Annotated in this window: 12 protein-coding genes; 5 read left to right on the top strand and 7 right to left on the bottom strand. The window is 54.8% G+C overall.

The window, feature by feature from the left end; translation table 11 throughout:
- The first annotated feature begins 95 nt into the window (after positions 1 to 95).
- Complete coding sequence (locus H6F94_RS32380) at positions 96 to 1,157, top strand: CAAD domain-containing protein (RefSeq protein WP_190803027.1); 1,062 nt, start codon at positions 96 to 98, stop codon at positions 1,155 to 1,157.
- 42 nt (positions 1,158 to 1,199) lie between these two features.
- Here H6F94_RS32380 and H6F94_RS14865 read toward each other — a convergent pair whose 3' ends face one another.
- The 3 genes from H6F94_RS14865 to H6F94_RS14855 form a co-directional block, all read right to left on the bottom strand.
- The gene (locus H6F94_RS14865) at positions 1,200 to 1,775 is read right to left on the bottom strand and encodes a tetratricopeptide repeat protein (RefSeq protein WP_190803026.1); all 576 of its coding nucleotides are present in this window, start codon (positions 1,773 to 1,775) and stop codon (positions 1,200 to 1,202) included.
- 9 nt (positions 1,776 to 1,784) lie between these two features.
- A complete protein-coding gene (locus tag H6F94_RS14860; protein ID WP_190803247.1) occupies positions 1,785 to 2,786 on the bottom strand; it encodes a tetratricopeptide repeat protein in 1,002 nt (333 codons plus the stop codon).
- Between the two features lie 96 nt (positions 2,787 to 2,882).
- Entirely contained in the window at positions 2,883 to 4,124 is a 1,242-nt protein-coding gene (locus H6F94_RS14855; protein ID WP_242041206.1) for a site-specific integrase, read from the bottom strand.
- A gap of 211 nt (positions 4,125 to 4,335) precedes the next feature.
- Between H6F94_RS14855 and H6F94_RS14850 the strand changes: the two genes are divergently transcribed.
- The 3 genes from H6F94_RS14850 (at position 4,336) to H6F94_RS14840 (ending at position 10,223) form a co-directional block, all read left to right on the top strand.
- On the top strand, positions 4,336 to 6,225 hold the full coding sequence (locus H6F94_RS14850) for a serine/threonine-protein kinase (protein WP_190803025.1): 1,890 nt from the start codon (positions 4,336 to 4,338) through the stop codon (positions 6,223 to 6,225).
- Between the two features lie 221 nt (positions 6,226 to 6,446).
- Positions 6,447 to 9,626, top strand: a complete 3,180-nt coding sequence (locus H6F94_RS14845) for a YARHG domain-containing protein (protein ID WP_190803024.1) — start codon at positions 6,447 to 6,449, stop codon at positions 9,624 to 9,626.
- A gap of 237 nt (positions 9,627 to 9,863) precedes the next feature.
- Entirely contained in the window at positions 9,864 to 10,223 is a 360-nt protein-coding gene (locus H6F94_RS14840) for a hypothetical protein (protein ID WP_190803023.1), read from the top strand.
- A gap of 72 nt (positions 10,224 to 10,295) precedes the next feature.
- Here the strand turns inward: H6F94_RS14840 and H6F94_RS14835 are convergent, their stop codons facing one another.
- From H6F94_RS14835 to H6F94_RS14820, 4 genes are all read right to left on the bottom strand, one after another.
- Entirely contained in the window at positions 10,296 to 10,646 is a 351-nt protein-coding gene (locus tag H6F94_RS14835; RefSeq protein WP_190803022.1) for a hypothetical protein, read from the bottom strand.
- A gap of 43 nt (positions 10,647 to 10,689) precedes the next feature.
- Complete coding sequence (locus H6F94_RS14830; RefSeq protein ID WP_190803021.1) at positions 10,690 to 10,881, bottom strand: hypothetical protein; 192 nt, start codon at positions 10,879 to 10,881, stop codon at positions 10,690 to 10,692.
- Positions 10,882 to 10,998: 117 nt separating this feature from the next.
- Positions 10,999 to 11,361, bottom strand: a complete 363-nt coding sequence (locus tag H6F94_RS14825) for a DUF5615 family PIN-like protein (protein ID WP_242041205.1) — start codon at positions 11,359 to 11,361, stop codon at positions 10,999 to 11,001.
- A complete protein-coding gene (locus H6F94_RS14820) occupies positions 11,361 to 11,585 on the bottom strand; it encodes a DUF433 domain-containing protein (RefSeq protein WP_190803020.1) in 225 nt (74 codons plus the stop codon). The genes H6F94_RS14825 and H6F94_RS14820 overlap by 1 nt, the downstream gene beginning before the upstream one ends.
- Positions 11,586 to 12,363: 778 nt before the next feature.
- Here H6F94_RS14820 and H6F94_RS14815 point away from each other — a divergent pair.
- Positions 12,364 to 15,096 carry an ATP-binding protein gene (locus tag H6F94_RS14815; protein WP_190803019.1) on the top strand — a complete coding sequence of 911 codons (2,733 nt, stop codon included), beginning with the start codon at positions 12,364 to 12,366 and terminating at the stop codon, positions 15,094 to 15,096.
- Positions 15,097 to 15,104 lie beyond the last annotated feature (8 nt).

Here is a 15,104-nt window from a genome sequence, read left to right as displayed (position 1 = left end):
TACCCTAGGGAGCGCGAAGCCGTGTCCCTGCTTCGCTAACGTCGATTTATAGAGGGAAGAACACAATGGCTGCAATTAACAATTAGGAGCCCTCCATGCCTGAACCAACTCCGGAACCCAACGTGACCCACTCAGATGAACCGCAGCAAGCTGCCGAGGTAATTTCATTGGACCAGCTATCTGCTGTGGAAACAGTGATTGAAGCAGTTCACGCTGTACCGGAATCTGAGTTAGAGGCGGCACTGGCAACGCAGGAGTTAACCGAAGCTGAGCTGAGCGAGGTAACAACCTTAGTTCCCGAGACGCCAGAATCTGAATTAGACGAAGCAATGGCCAAGGCCGGTAAGATACCTGAGTCTAAGCTGGATACCGTACTAACCGCTGTGCAAGCGGTGGAAGACTCGGAGCTGGAGCCGCTAGAAGCAGCCAGAGTTTATTCAGGCGCTAATAGCAGGACTCCTCGACCCACCCACCACAAAAGCTCTGGCTTTGAGTCGCCTGAAGGCGTAGCTGATACCCAAGCGGGTAGCTACACTGAGCCTGAGCATCAATTTAAAGCTGAGCCAGTTAAAGCCGAGCCAGCGGAGCAGGGCATCATTTCTGACGTAACTGATGCAATCTCCGGAGGGGCGTCTAGTATCAAAGATGATCTCGTTGATCTCGTTGATCACCCTGCCCAGGAAGTCCGGCAAAGCGAGCAACCTGTTTTGGAGAACACGATGAACACCGAAGCAAAATCCACTTACGCAGTCGCCGATGCTCAACAGCCTGAAGCGGTTAATGTACAACCGCCGACTGCTGCCCCGTTGGCCACGGTTCCTGCTGCTGAAGCGACGACCGAGCGCCGTCTAATCAGAGAACTACTAGCCCCCTTTGCCTATATCCCTGAGGGCCTGTCCCACGTTGTAAACCAGTACAAAACGCCTCTAACTGTTTTTGCGCTGGTTCTAGTTCTCACCCCCGTGCTGTCGATCCTCTCGGCTATCCTGGGTGTCATCAACTCAACCCCTCTGCTAGCGCCGACCTTTGAACTCGTTGGTGCAAGCTACACGGTTTGGTTTGTTTATCGCTACCTGCTGTTTGCCTCCAACCGCCAGGAACTCAACAGCAACATCCGTAGCTTTAAGAATCAGGTGCTCGGTGAGTCGGCAGAGTAGATAGAGCCGAAATCTCAGCTCTCGTATTGCTAGCTAAGACCCTTAGCTAGCACTGTCTTTTGCTTGAAGAATTGCCTGAAAGCGTGGGTCGTTCCGGAGCCGGCCAAAGTCACTGTCTGCCTGCGCCAGGGGACAATATTGTTGTGCGTCTAGATTCAGCGCTTCCTGGAGGTCAATAATGGCCTGCTCCGCATTACCCTGGAGCGCATAGCAACAGGCCCTGTTGTACCAGGCTCCTGCCAAGGCAGGTTGGAGCTGGAGCGCTTGGTCGTAGCTGTCAATTGCTGCGCTGTGTTGGTTGAGGTGCGCCAGGACGTGACCACGCCGATACCAGGTGTTTACGCGATGGGGATCCAGTGCTAGTGCCTGGTCAAAGCTAGCGAGTGCTTCCTGACCTCGCTGCAACTGCATCAGAGCACAGCCGCGTCTATACCAAGTGCTGGCATCTTTAGGTTGCAGTCCCAGAATCTGGTCGTAGCTGGCAATCGCTTCTGCATAATCGCCCAAGCGCTCCAAGGAAGCACCACGGTTACTCCAAACTGCAATGTCTCCAGCTTCGAGGCCTAGCGCCCGCTCGTAGCTAGCGATTGCCTCCTCGTGACCCCCCAAACTAGCCAACTCAGTGCCTCAATTGGACCAGGAGCGATATTCTTGCGGCTCTAAGGTCAGTGCCTGATCGTAACTAGCGATTGCCGCCTCGTGTTGTCTAGAGCTACCCAACAACATTGCTCGCATTACCCAGGTCGCAGCGTCATCGGGGTTGCTCGCAAGAACCCGGTCAAACTCTGCCAGGAGTGTGTCTAAGCTATCGCCCTGATCCCCCTGACTATTGGCCTCTTGAGCCTGTGCATTAACATCATTGGCCTCAGCGGCTGAACGATCAGGCTCCAAAACTCGGCAGAAACTAGAGTTGGCTTCTGGTGGTTGGCCGGTGCTAGCCAACAGCAGGTCGCGCACATAACGAATGCGGCGGTCGTTGGGGTCATGGGCTAGCGCCTTCTCGTAGTCGGCAATCGCCTCTGCCACGCAGCCCAAACCAACTAGGGCATTGCCACGATGAAACCAGACTTTGCCATAGTCGGGCCGAATTGCCAAAGCCTGATCGAGACAACGGAGAGCTTCAGCAGGACGGCTCAGGGCAAGCAGGGCACCGCCTCGATTGAGCCAGGCCTGGTAGTAGTCTGGTTGCAACTCGACTGCCCGCTCTAGGCTGAGTAGCGCTTTGTCATGACGACCCAGGTTGGACAGGACCAAGCCCCGGTTATTCCAGGCATTCGCATCGTTGGGATTGAACTCAATGGCGCGCTCGAAGCTGGTTAGCGCTTCTTGGTATCGCCCCAGACGGGCCAGCGCTAGCCCTCGATTGTTCCAGGCCCAATAGTGGTCGGGGTTAAAGCGGATAGTTTGGTCGAAACAAGCAAAGGCCTCATCGATCCGGCCTAAGGCAGCCAGACTGTGGCCCCGGTTGTTCCAAGCATCTGCGTGGTCGGGTTGTAGCTCCAGAGCCCGGTCGAAGCAGGCCATGGCTTCTGTGTAGCAACCAACACCAGCTAGCACGGTTCCCCGTTCAACCCAGTCGTCAGGGATGTCGGACTCAAATTCGGGCTGATCGGTCGTGGCTTCACTCATAGGGGGGTGGAAGTAAGGGATGGGGGCGTTTGCCCAAAAGTTCAGAGTCCAGGAGGGTCAAGCAAGGCCCTTGGACCAGGTGCTGAAGCCTCGCCTTCAGACTTCAGAGGTGGCTACTTCAGGTGCAGCCACCGCAGCTGATGCGGCCGGAATTGGGGGCTTGACTGGGGGCTTCAGTCCTGAACGTGCTAGTGCTGTTTCAACCGCTTGCTGCTGGTCGCGGCGGGCCAACCAACGGTGGTAGGTGCGGGTGTGAATGGCAACCGAGTGGCCCATCATTCGAGCCGCAACCGTATCAGAAAGCCCAAAGTGGATCGTGCGCACTGCCCAAGCATGGCGCAAGTCATAGGGAGAGAAGGGCAGGTCGTAGCGCCTGAACTGCCGGGTTACTGTGGCCCCGACTTGCTGGAGAGTTGTTCGGGTGAGATCAGTTTTGACTGGCGGCAAGCAGCCAGAACGCAACTGAAACTGCTCCACCCATTCCGGATAGAAGGGCCAGACTTCATGTTCGCCAGTCTTGGTGGTGGTTAGAACCTGCACCGTGGGATTGGCGACAGCTGCATTACGCAGTTCAGCAAAGTCGCAGAAGAAAACCTCGTGATTGCGTAGCCCGTAAGCGGCCATTAAGCCGTAAACGAACCGCCACTGAGGGTTGGGAATGCGCTCAAACCACTCAATAATCAGTTGGTCATCCGGCAAGTTGCGTGGGCTGGGATGCTGATAGCCCAAACCAGATTCGCCCACTTCAAAGGGCACCTCTAGCTTGAGAAATTGGCAAAAGCTGCGTAGTGCTGTACTGCAAACCTGACGGCTGCGGCTGTCCGGTGGCGTTTTGAGCAGAGCGCTGTAGATGACCTCGCTGATACTGAAGTCCGCATGAGCTTGAGCCACTTCGAGCACTTGACGCAAGTACGGCGCGTAAGCCGTTGCCCAAGTGCTGCGGCTGGCCGCTTGCTCGCCTCGCTGGTTGAAAAACCAGCGCTCGAATGCCTCAACCTGCTGCGGCACAGTCAGCTCGCTAAACGCCAAGTTGCGGGCGCTACCCCACTTCAGATAATCCTGCCAGTCAAAGGTCTTCTGAATCAGCTGTGCTGCGATCACTTTGGCGGCTTGCTCAGCCTGTTTCAAGCCATCAGCATTGGCGGCTAGACTCAGGCTCAGGCGTTGTTGGTAGGGGCGCAGGCGACCGGTACCCGGACGGGGCGGCAGCGTGCCGCGCAGTACTAGACTGTTGCCCCGCTGTTCAACCACGAAACCCAGACGGGCCGCTTTTAGCCGTTGGTTAAGCTTGAGCAGTTTGGCCTCAAAGGCAGCATCAGATGAGCGAACTGAAGTCAAAGTTCAGAAGATGGGCTGGACAATATCGCAAAATTGTAGAGCAGACCTAGCAAAGCTCTCCACTCAAACAGGGAGGCAAACCGGCTAGGTTAAGCAATATGTTAGTTCTATCCAGTTTTATCCCGATTAGTCTCGCGGTTGGCTGTTTAGATCTGTCTGTAGTGTTCCTAACCCGTCTACCGATTCAGCCCTTCGCTGTACGAGTTTCCCTATGCAGCCTCCTCTTCCCCCTGGCACCGTCCTATCCAATCGTTACCGTATTACCCGTGTTCTAGGGCAGGGAGGCTTTGGGCGGACCTACCTGACGGAGGATCAAGGACGCTTTAACGAAGCTTGTGCTTTGAAAGAATTCATCCCGATCCAGCGGGGTGAGACTGTGATGGACAAGGCACGCGAGCTGTTTGGCCGTGAAGCTAGCACCCTCTACCAGCTTCAGCATCCCCAGGTGCCTCAGTTCCGCGCCACCTTCGAAGAAGGCGGACGCTTTTTCCTAGTGCAGGATTACATCGACGGCAAAACCTATCGTGCTTTGCTCAACGAGCGCAAGCTCCAGGGGCAAACCTTCAGCGAAGAGGAAATTATTCGGCTGCTGGCCCAAGTGATGCCGGTACTAAGCTACATCCACGGCAAAAACATTATTCACCGCGACATTGCTCCCGATAACCTGATTCTGCGCAGCAGCGACAGCAAGCCTGTCCTAATCGACTTCGGCGTGGTCAAAGAAGCTGCCACTCGCTTTCAGGGCGATCAGGGTCATCAAGCCACGATGGTAGGTAAGTTGGGTTACGCGCCCAGTGAGCAGTTGCAAACCGGTCGAGCCTACCCCAGCAGTGACCTTTACTCGCTGGCGGCGACAGCAGTCGTATTGCTGAGCGGACACGAACCTCAAGATTTATTTGATGATGAAAGCCTCACCTGGCAGTGGCAACGCTACTTGTCCCAGCCGGTGAGTCCTGGTCTGGCGCAGGTGCTCAACCGCATGCTGGCCTACAAACCAGGTGACCGCTATCAGACTGCCGATGAAGCCTCGCAAGCGCTGATGAGTTTGCAGTCCAGCCAACCTGACCCTAATCTGTCGCGGGTGGCAACCATGGCAGTAGGACGTCCACCTGATACTAATGTGGCGCCGCCCGTTGGACCCGCCGCCCGTCCCCGACCCACAATGGCGATTCCAGCGGTCAACGCCGCGCCTCCCGAATCAATTTGGGACAAGCCCTGGTTTCCAGCTCTGGTAATTGTGGGCTTGATGTTGGTGACTGGCTTTGGCTCCTGGGCCGTGGTCAGCTTGTTGCTGCGGGGAGACTCCGATCAGCCGCAGACCACAGTGAGCCCCACGCCGGTCTTTACCAGCACTCCCACGCCGCTGGCCTCAACCCCAGCACCGACTCCCTTGGCAACCGCTGACGCCCCCACGACCAACCCCGAACCCACCCGCGAAGAAGTGCGCCTGGGTATCAATCCGGGGACTACAGTTCAGCAGTCGGGTAACCTCGCTGGCAATCAGACTCTGGCCTACGTGCTCTCAGCTGGACAGGGTGAGCGTCTCAGTGTTCGGCTCCAAGGCAGTCGGGGCATTGTCATGAGCGTGCTGGATTCCAACGGCAATCCGCTGGATCAGAACGCTACGGGTGTCTCGGCCTGGGATGGCGAAGTGCCCTACAAAGATGACTATTCGATTGAGCTAAAAACGGCAGAGGGTATTGACCGAGGCAGTTATAACCTGACCGTTGACTTGCAGCCAGCCCCCACCGCTGCCCCGACCACGGCGCCATCGCCTAGCCCTACGCAAGCTGAACCCCAGGTCCAGGAGCGCGCTCCGATTCAGTTCGGCAATGGCGAGACCAGCACGACGGTTTCCGATCAGGCTCCGGCGGGCACGGTGCTGCGCTACCCGATCACCGTGCAAGAGAACCAAACGCTGACTGTAACGAGGGTCAGCGGCAATGCCCAGTTCACTATTCGCTATCCTGATGGTCGTGTCGTTGAAGATGCTGAGGGCTTGTCGCAGTGGCAAGCGCAGGTGCCAACGGGCGGCACTTACTCGATTGACGTTGTGGGTGCAGGAGCTGGTGACTTCTCGTTGGATGTCAGTGCTCGCTGACGAATTCGTTAGCTCCTGAGTGGATAACTTCTGACCCGTCTTGCCCAGAGTTCTGGGACTGGACGGGTTTTTCTGGTCTGGGTGCAGGCACAGATCAACTGACTTAAGGCTGAGTTCGCTAAAGCCGAGCTGAGTATTTTCCGGTCGCAACCGAACTTTGCTGTAGGGATAAGCAGTGCCAACTTCTACCCGTTGCGCTTTTGGAGACTGAGGAACAGTCTATGACGTCCCCCTGCCTGCTCACTGCCGATCTGGCTGTCGACACCCTGCTGCATAAGCGCTTTCGCATTCAGAGCCTCCTCCGTCAAGCGACCAATAGTCGTCTGTATCTGGCGGTGGACCTCGAAGATGGCGAGCAGTTGGTTGAACTCCAGGAGTTCACGCCCCGCAATCCGGGGGTGTATGTGCTGGAGCACTGCCTGGAAGCCTTTGAAGATGCCATTGCTGACTTGCGAGGGCTCGATCATCCTCAGATTCTGAAGCCAGTTGCGGCTTTTACAGAGCAGGACCGACTGTTTCTGGTGCAGGCACACCCCGATGCTGAGCCTCTCCTAAACCTGCTCAGCCAGCAAGAACGGGGCCACTGGCGCGACCGTATAGCCAACCAGTTTGAGCAGACTCAGCCCCATCGCTTGCCTCACTTAGCCGAGCCAGAGGTGGTCGGGCTGATGCGGGACATTCTGGCGGTGCTGCTGCCGTTGCATCAGTCAGGCATCATCCACCGCAACCTGACACCCAACAGCATTTTGCTGCACAGCAGCTCCCACCAGCCGTTGCTTAGCGACTTCGGCGTGTTTGCAGAGGCGTTGCGCCGCCTGCAATCTTCGGTGTTAGATGAACCCGGTGGTCATGCCCTCATCCCCAGCTACGCGCCGCTGGATCAGATGCAAACGGGTCGTGCCTTTTGCCACAGTGACCTCTATGCAGTGGGGGTGATTGCCCTGCAACTGCTGACCGGCCAACCGCCCGAGGAACTGTTTTATCAAGCGCCCCTGCTGACGCCGCTGCCAACCACGCTGAACATGACCTGGCAGCAAAGTCTGGACCTCAGCAGCAACCGCGAACCGATTAGCGCTGGTCTGCTGCGGCTGCTAGAGCAGCTGTTGGCTCCCCAACCTGGCGATCGCTTTCCCACTGTCCAAAGCGTTTTAGAAGCACTCGACCAGCTCGACCCTGCTGAATGGACCACGCCTCAAGTCAGCGCGGCCTCAGCTGTCACTTACGATGTGGCCGCAGAGGCAGCGCCTGATTTCGCGGCTCAAGTGCCTGTGCATGCCAATGGGTCAGTGAACGGCTCGATGCCTAAGCAGGCCGGTGCCGATGAAGCCGATGAAGAAGCTGATGTAGATACAGAAGCTGGCTTTGCACCCTACGATTTGCCTGAGTCTAGCTCGGTGCCGGTTGCCGCCAGTCCACGGGCGGAGTCAGCGTTTGACCTCTCATCCCATGCAGACGTAGACACAGAAGTGGGCTTCCCAGCTAACAATCTGTCTACGCCTCTGCATCAGCCCAGTGCAGAGGCAACTTTTAAGCTGACACCGGATGATGAGGCGACTGTTTATCTGCAACCGCCGACTGCCAGCTCAGCGGCTCAGACCAATGGGGAACCGCCAGAACCTCTAGAGGATGTGGTCGAAGCCTGGCTTAATCAGGTCAACCAAACGACTCCCGCCAAACCGGCTCCCCCGGTGCCGCCGCTGCCACCTAACTTCTTTCAGGACGAAGACCAGCCGCCGGATGCCGTGGTGGATGCGCTGCTGCAACAACTGGATCAAGCGGCAGCGCGTCAGTCTAAGGCTCAACGAGCTAACGGTTTTGCCTCCCGCAATGGCTCAAGTAACGGCTTAGGCAAAGGGCCAAGGCTAGACGACACTGCGTCTATGGAGCGCAGCTCGGCCTCGGATCCGATCTTCAGTCTCAGACTGGACCACTTGGACCCAGCGCCACTGACGCTGTCCAATTCTCAGTCCAACTTGCAATCAGATGCACCGGCAGTTGGCTTCAACCCAGGGTTTACGCCGCCCAGCAGTGTGGGCGCTCAGGCTCAGCCACCCTACCGCAAGCCAACGCCAGAAGAGCAGGATTTCTTCAACGCCATTCGCCTGCACTCGGTGGAAGTGGATGCGGAGCAGGTGCCGGATTTCTACAGCCCAGAAGTCCAACCTCATCTGCAAGACGAACTGTATGCCGAACCGAGTCCTTCGCGGCGGCGCTTTGCTGGCGATTTGGTGACCAGTGTGGGGGCGGCTTCGCTGCTGTTCGCGGGAGCGGGGGTTTGGTCGTGGATGTTGATGTCTGACCAGCAGCCTGCACCCAATCTGGGCGGTGAGGGACAAGCAACCGCTGTAAATCCCGACCAGACGACTGCGCCTGCAAACGGGGAACCGGAGATCGCCACTGCGCCTGAGGGCAGCCCGCCAGAAACCAGTGCCGTCGCACCTGGGCCGGTGCCGCCAATAGGTGCAGGCACACAGATGTCAGCAACCGGTGGCCTGACCGACTCGATGGCTCGGCTGAAGGATGTCTTGAAAACGCAGTCTGCACCGCCACTGCCCGAGCCTCCAAGTTCGATGGCAGCGGCACCGATGCCGCCGCCACCGATATCGCCCAATCCCTTTGTGGCGGAGCCCAATCTGCGCCTGCCCTCGCCTACTGTGCCTTCGGCTTCGCGTCCGTTGCCAGTGAATCCAGCTTCACCAGTGACGCCCGCAGCGCCATCTGCACCTGCGCCTACTGCGCCTGTGACTCCTAACAACCAGTTGCCTGACTCCGGTGATTTGGAAGGTGGACAACCAGACCTTGGCTCTGAGGATGGTGCTAATGCCGCGCCTGACAATAGTGGCAGCTCTGGCTCGGATAGCGGTTTGGGTAATGCTCCCAGCTCTAATTCCCCTGGCACGGCCTCCAATGGTGCCACCAACGGTGCTGCTGCTCTAGGTGGAACTCAGGCAGGCTCACAGGCAGGAGCGCCTCAAGCTCCCGCCTCAAACTCGGCAACAGCAACGGCACCTAGACCGGTTCGCACCACGCCGCAGTTGGATTCAACACCACGGCCTAGTATGGCCAGTGCTAATGGCTCCGGTGGCAACTTGCCGCCTAACAATTCAGGTGGCACGTCCGCAGCAGCGCAGCCTGTGCCGAGCGGTAGCTTGACGCGTCCGCTCACGCTTAGTGATTTGTCGGGGCGGAGTGCTTGGCAACTGAGCCTGATGCGCAATGAGATCTACGCTCGTCACGGTCGTCAGTTTACCGACCCGCAGTTGCAGAGCTACTTCAAGCGCCAGAGCTGGTATCAGCCTCGCTACTCACCTGGGGAGTTCCCCATGTCGGTGCTGTCGTCAACCGAGTTACGCAACGCCATTCTGATTCGAGATTACCAGCGCTCACGCGGTCTGTTGTAAAAAGCACGTGGTTAAGGGGGGATGATAAAGAGGCTGGCGAACCAGCCTCTTTTCTTTGGGTCCAGCGGCTGCAATGGGCTGCAATACGAATGCATCGGCCTGCATTCGAGATCGGAGCAGTGACAAGACGAATGTGAGGAGCGCCCATAGTTTCTGCAAGCGCTGACATTGCCAATGTAGGCAGTGACATTGCTAATGCACTGAGCGACATTGCACTGGTGAGTGGTTGCATGTCTATTGCGAGTAGCGCAAGGTGTCAATGTACCGGGTGACGTTGGTGATGTCGGCGGCGTTCAAATGAGTTCAAGCGCCGTCGCTGTTCTGCACGACGCGGAGCAAGCTAGGCGACAGGCTGTAGAGCGATACGCTTGGGCCACCACCTTCGGGATGGACGGTGACTTTGCGAACCAAGTCGCGGGCTTCGAGGCTGACCAGGAGCAGTTTCAGTTGGTCGGCGTCGAGGTTGCTGTTGCAGCTGAGCAGGTCGAGCGTGACGCGGGACTGGCTGCCGTTAGGCTCGATGTAGTTGGCAATCACCAGCAGCATCAGCTTGAGCAGGGCGGGCAGTTGCAGTCGGCGGACGATGTGGTCGGCTAGACGCAGACGGAGCTGGGAAGTCATGGGGGATGGGCAAAAAGTTGGGGACTGGAATGCCGGTCAGGGAGCAGGTCAGGCGGTTTGCAGCCGCAGCTTGTAGTGTTGCTGGCTCCAGAGTTGTCGCCAGTAGTTGAGCGTAGTTTCGGGGTATTGAAAGCGCTGAAGTTCGGCTTTGATCACTTCGCCTAGCCATTCGAGTAGGTGCAGATCGGTGCAGACGCGAATGGTTTGGGCGCAGGCTTCGACCCAAGCGGCAAATTTGCGATAGCTGAGGAACAGGCCGCCTCGGTCGGCGCGATGCACGAAGAGGATTTGTGCCCAGTGTTCGATGCGGCAGATCAGGGCCGGAGAGATGCCTAGAAACTGCGCGACTTGAGCTAAGGAAATGCAAAGCTGCGGCTGCAACACCCGAGTCAGGTGCATAGCAAAAACTCCAATTCTTGAGGGCAATAGAAGCCTTTGACCCTTATGCAGGGCCAATAAAGGCAGGTGCTAAACTGCCCCCTAGCCGCCAGGTTGTCAAATTCACAACCCGGCGGTTAGTTCCCCAAAGTTCGTACAAGACTTTGGGGGACGCTAGGGGTCCAGTGACCTGTGACGGAACATACCAGGCACTGGACGCTGGAGTCAAGCGGGTAGCCGAAAAATTGTTTGTCACTCAAGACTCTGTTGCCCTAAACAAGATGTTGTAAGGACCGCGACCCAACTCTGAATCAACTTCTAAGTTCTAATACCCTAAGGCCCTTATTGGCTACTGCGGCTAAAACTATAGAACCTATGAGACCAGCTTTCTAAATCTGTATCCATCTGACTCTACAACCACAAATGCTCTTGATAATTCCTCCGCAGTGTAGGTTTTCAAAACCCGTATTAGTTCATGATGAACTCTATCAATGTTATCGGGCAGCACCCTAAGGTAAATAACACCAGTACCCATTGCCTTAACGAAAACGAGGTTGCCATAATCTCGGTCACGAGTGATAAGAAGCCGGTTCTGATCCTGGGCTGTTTTCAATATCTCCTCATCAGTTGCTCGTGAAAGACCAAGTTGAGCAGCCAGGAGTACATCATATCCAGCATCAACTAAAAATCTCGCTGTCAGGGCATAAACATCCTGGTCAAGGAGAAGTTTCATCATTAAGCCGATGCAAGGTGAATGTCTTCAGCCGTCACCAACGCCATTGCGTACCGCAGACAGGCTCGAATGTCCTCAACTTGAATGTCTGGATAATAGTCCCGAATGATTTCTTCAAACGAAAGTCCTTCCGTTAGTAATTGGAGAACGCTATGCACAGTAATACGTGTACCTGCAATGCAGGGCTTGCCGAAATGAATTTGAGAGTCAACTGCAATTCTGTCCATAGCTATCGCAAAGCTGTACATTGTCTCAATTGTAAAGCATGCTCATTGACGAGCTATGGCAAATGGCTCAATACACTTCATGAGAGCCCTCACCCAAAAAAGGCCAATCCCAATATCGGGCGCTAAATTGGCAATTGAGGATGCGCTACAGGGTAGCCTCAAGATCCCAGACGGCTATTCCTTGCTGCAATAGACTAGATTCACCATGTAATCCTCTAACTGAGTGGCAATGCACCAAGTCGAGATTGACCGAGCAAAAAATCAATGGCAAAGATTGTTCCAAGCTGCACTGAGCGGCGATGACGTTATGAGCACGCAGAACAATCAACGATTCTAAAACTAGTATGCTTTATTCTATCCGGCAAGCGTCGTCAAAGTGGTAGTGCTAAAGGCTTAATTTAAATAGCTTCTATTTTGACAGGCCTTTAGAAGATTTTGATGAGTACATGGAATGAATCTGCTACTAAGCACAAGGCATGTCTTAATATAAGAAGCTAATAGAGAGCATCACCTCTAATTGTCAACTGAGCTACCAAGCAGAGCCTTCTTCTTGATCCCAAACAAGTATCGCGCTTCATCGTCGGGTTTCTCATTTCGCTAACAGCCTCTATGCCAAGCGTCTAACTTAGGCATCAGCACCCTAAAGGTATTGATCGCTACTAAGCTTTAGCTGCTATGCCACTGACCTTGCTGTAGGAACAGTCAAATTTGCTGTCAGAACCGTGCGTTGGCAGCCCTGGAAGGGCATATTAAACGGGACATCACTCCAACCCTCGTTATGAAGCCTCTGAAGCAAGTTACCTCTGAGCTGATTGGTCTAGCAATGGACGACCGCGAGCCGCTCCATATCATTGGCCAGATCCAGCCTCACGGTGTGCTCCTAGCGCTGCAACAACCAGATCTTAGAATTGTGCAGCTCAGCCAGAACACTCAGGAATATTTGGGGCTTGCACCAGAATCTTTACTGGGTCAGAGGCTAACGCAGGTTTTTGCTGAAACAACCGTTCAAGACATCACCGCAGCACTAGCAGAAGAGTCTGAGACCTCCAATCCCTTCCCAGTCACCCTAAAGCCCCAACAGCACTTTGATCAGCCGCGCACTCAAGCTGAAACCTTCTTAGCCTGTGTGCATCAGTCTGCTGAAGCCCTGATCCTTGAATTGGAACCCCTACCATCGCTACAATGCTCTCAATTAAACAAATTTTATGACCGCTTAAGACCCGCTATTATTAACATTAAACAAGCCTCTACACTCGCACAACTATTTCAAAATGCAGCAAGAGAAGTTCGTAAAATAATTGAATTTGATCGGGTTATGATCTACCGCTTTGATGCTGACCATAGCGGCACTGTGGTAGCAGAAGAACTCAGCTCTGGGCTAGAGAGTTATATGGGACTGCGCTATCCTGCCGCTGATATCCCTCCTGTAGCCAGAAGCTTATTCACCCGAAAATGGCTGCGCATGATTCCTGATGTGAATCATCAGCCTGTCAATCTACTCTCAACTGAAGAGGCTAACTTCCCCCTTGATCTAAGCCAATCCGGATTGCGAGGTGTCTCACCCTGCCATCTCGAATACTTGCGCAACATGGGCGTCTCCGCCTCCCTATCCATTCCCTTAATCGATCAAAATCAGCTGTGGGGCTTAATCGCTTGCCATCACTACACGCCCAGGCTGATTGGCTATGAAACCCGAAGAGTATGCGAACTCCTGGGCCAATTAATCTCTGTAGAATTTGTCTTGCAGCAAGAGCGAGAATTACAAGGCTACCGCGAACAAATTAGGCAAATTGGAGAAGGGTTCAGGCAAGATCTGTTGAAGTATCCAGACCGAGTCGAAACCGTCCTCAAACGCAATAAAGATGCTCTCCTAAATCTAGTGCGAGCCCAAGGCGTAGCAATTGCCTTAGGCAGCCAACTCATCCTAGTCGGGCAAACCCCTGACAAAGAACAAATCCAAGACCTCCTCACTTGGTTACTAGCCCAAAAACAGGAGATCTTTTATACCGATAGCCTGGTTGAGCAATATCCAAAAGCAGAGCACCTCAAAATCGAAGCCAGTGGGATTTTAGCCATCTCGATCGTCGTTAGGCAAACCTCCTATCACATCATTTGGTTCCGACCTGAGCAAAGCTACACAGTCAGCTGGGCTGGCAATCCCAGCGAGGCTGTATCCGTCACGCCAGAAGGGACTGTGCGGCTCTCGCCTAGAGGCTCATTTGAGGTCTGGAGAGAACTGGTTCGAGACCACTCTCTGCCCTGGGAATCTCTAGAAATCGAAGCGGCACAGGAATTACGGCATAGTTTATTACTGGCTGCTTTGGAATCTTCGCAGACGGCCCTACGCGAAGCAGCAATCCAGGCCGAAAAAGCCAACCAGGCTAAGAGCGATTTTCTAGCCAATATGAGCCATGAAATTCGCACACCGATGAACGCCATTCTAGGCTTCACGCAGTTACTAGAAACCACCGCTCTTGACCCTGAACAGCAAGGATATATTCACTCCATCAGTCACGGTGGTGAAAGTCTACTGGCAATTATCAACGACATTCTGGATCTATCCAAACTGGAGGCTGGTGAACTCAAACTGAACTCAGTTAAGTTTGCTCCCCGCTCGGTAATCAAAAATCTAATCAACCTGTTTCAACCGCAAGCAGAAGCAAAAGGATTACTCCTGACTACCGTTATTGCGCCCGAGATTCCTCAATGGTTGATTGGTCCTGTTGACCGCTTACAACAAGTCCTGACCAATCTCATCCGCAATGCCATCAAGTTTACGGCTGTTGGCAAAGTGGTGCTCAGAATTGAGAAATTGGACGAGTCTGAAGAAGGTGCTGTGCTGCACTTCAGTGTTCAAGATACAGGCATCGGTTTGGCACCGGAGGATCAAACCAGAGTCTTTGAACCTTTCACTCAAGTTGAAGCCTCAGCGACTCGGCAGTATGAAGGAACCGGCTTAGGGCTCACCATTTGCCGCAAAATTGTGAATCTGATGGGCGGAAAAATTGGCGTTAAGAGCGACCTAGGCCAAGGCTCTACCTTCTGGTTCACCGCTTTGTTGGAAAGAGCTGAGGCCCAAGCAAAAGAACCAGCTGCTCAGGCTGCGTCAGTGAGTCATGCAGCGGTGCCATCCGCCCGAATTTTGGTGGTAGAGGACACGCCGCTCAACCAGATGCTAACTATGAAAATGCTGCAGACTTTGGGTTACCAAGCTGATGCCGTCAGCGATGGGCAAAAGGCTCTGGAACGCTTAGCTGAGCAGTCATACGACATCATCTTGATGGATTGTCAGATGCCTGTTTTAGATGGTTACGAAGCCACTCGGCAACTCCGGCAACGACAGAGCCAAGAACACCGAACCATCGTGATTGGCGTGACTGCCTACGCAATGGTAGGCGACCAAGAGAAGTGCTTAGCCGCAGGCATGGATGATTACCTCAGCAAACCGATCAAGATGAAGGATCTGAATGCTCACCTAGAACGCTGGCTCCAGCCGACTCAACGGGTCTAGATTGCTCT

The organism is Leptolyngbya sp. FACHB-261 (assembly GCF_014696065.1).
In the GTDB taxonomy this organism is placed as follows: domain Bacteria; phylum Cyanobacteriota; class Cyanobacteriia; order FACHB-261; family FACHB-261; genus FACHB-261.
The sequence above is the reverse complement of the archived record's forward strand: the minus strand, read 5'-3'. Positions and strand labels throughout refer to the sequence as shown.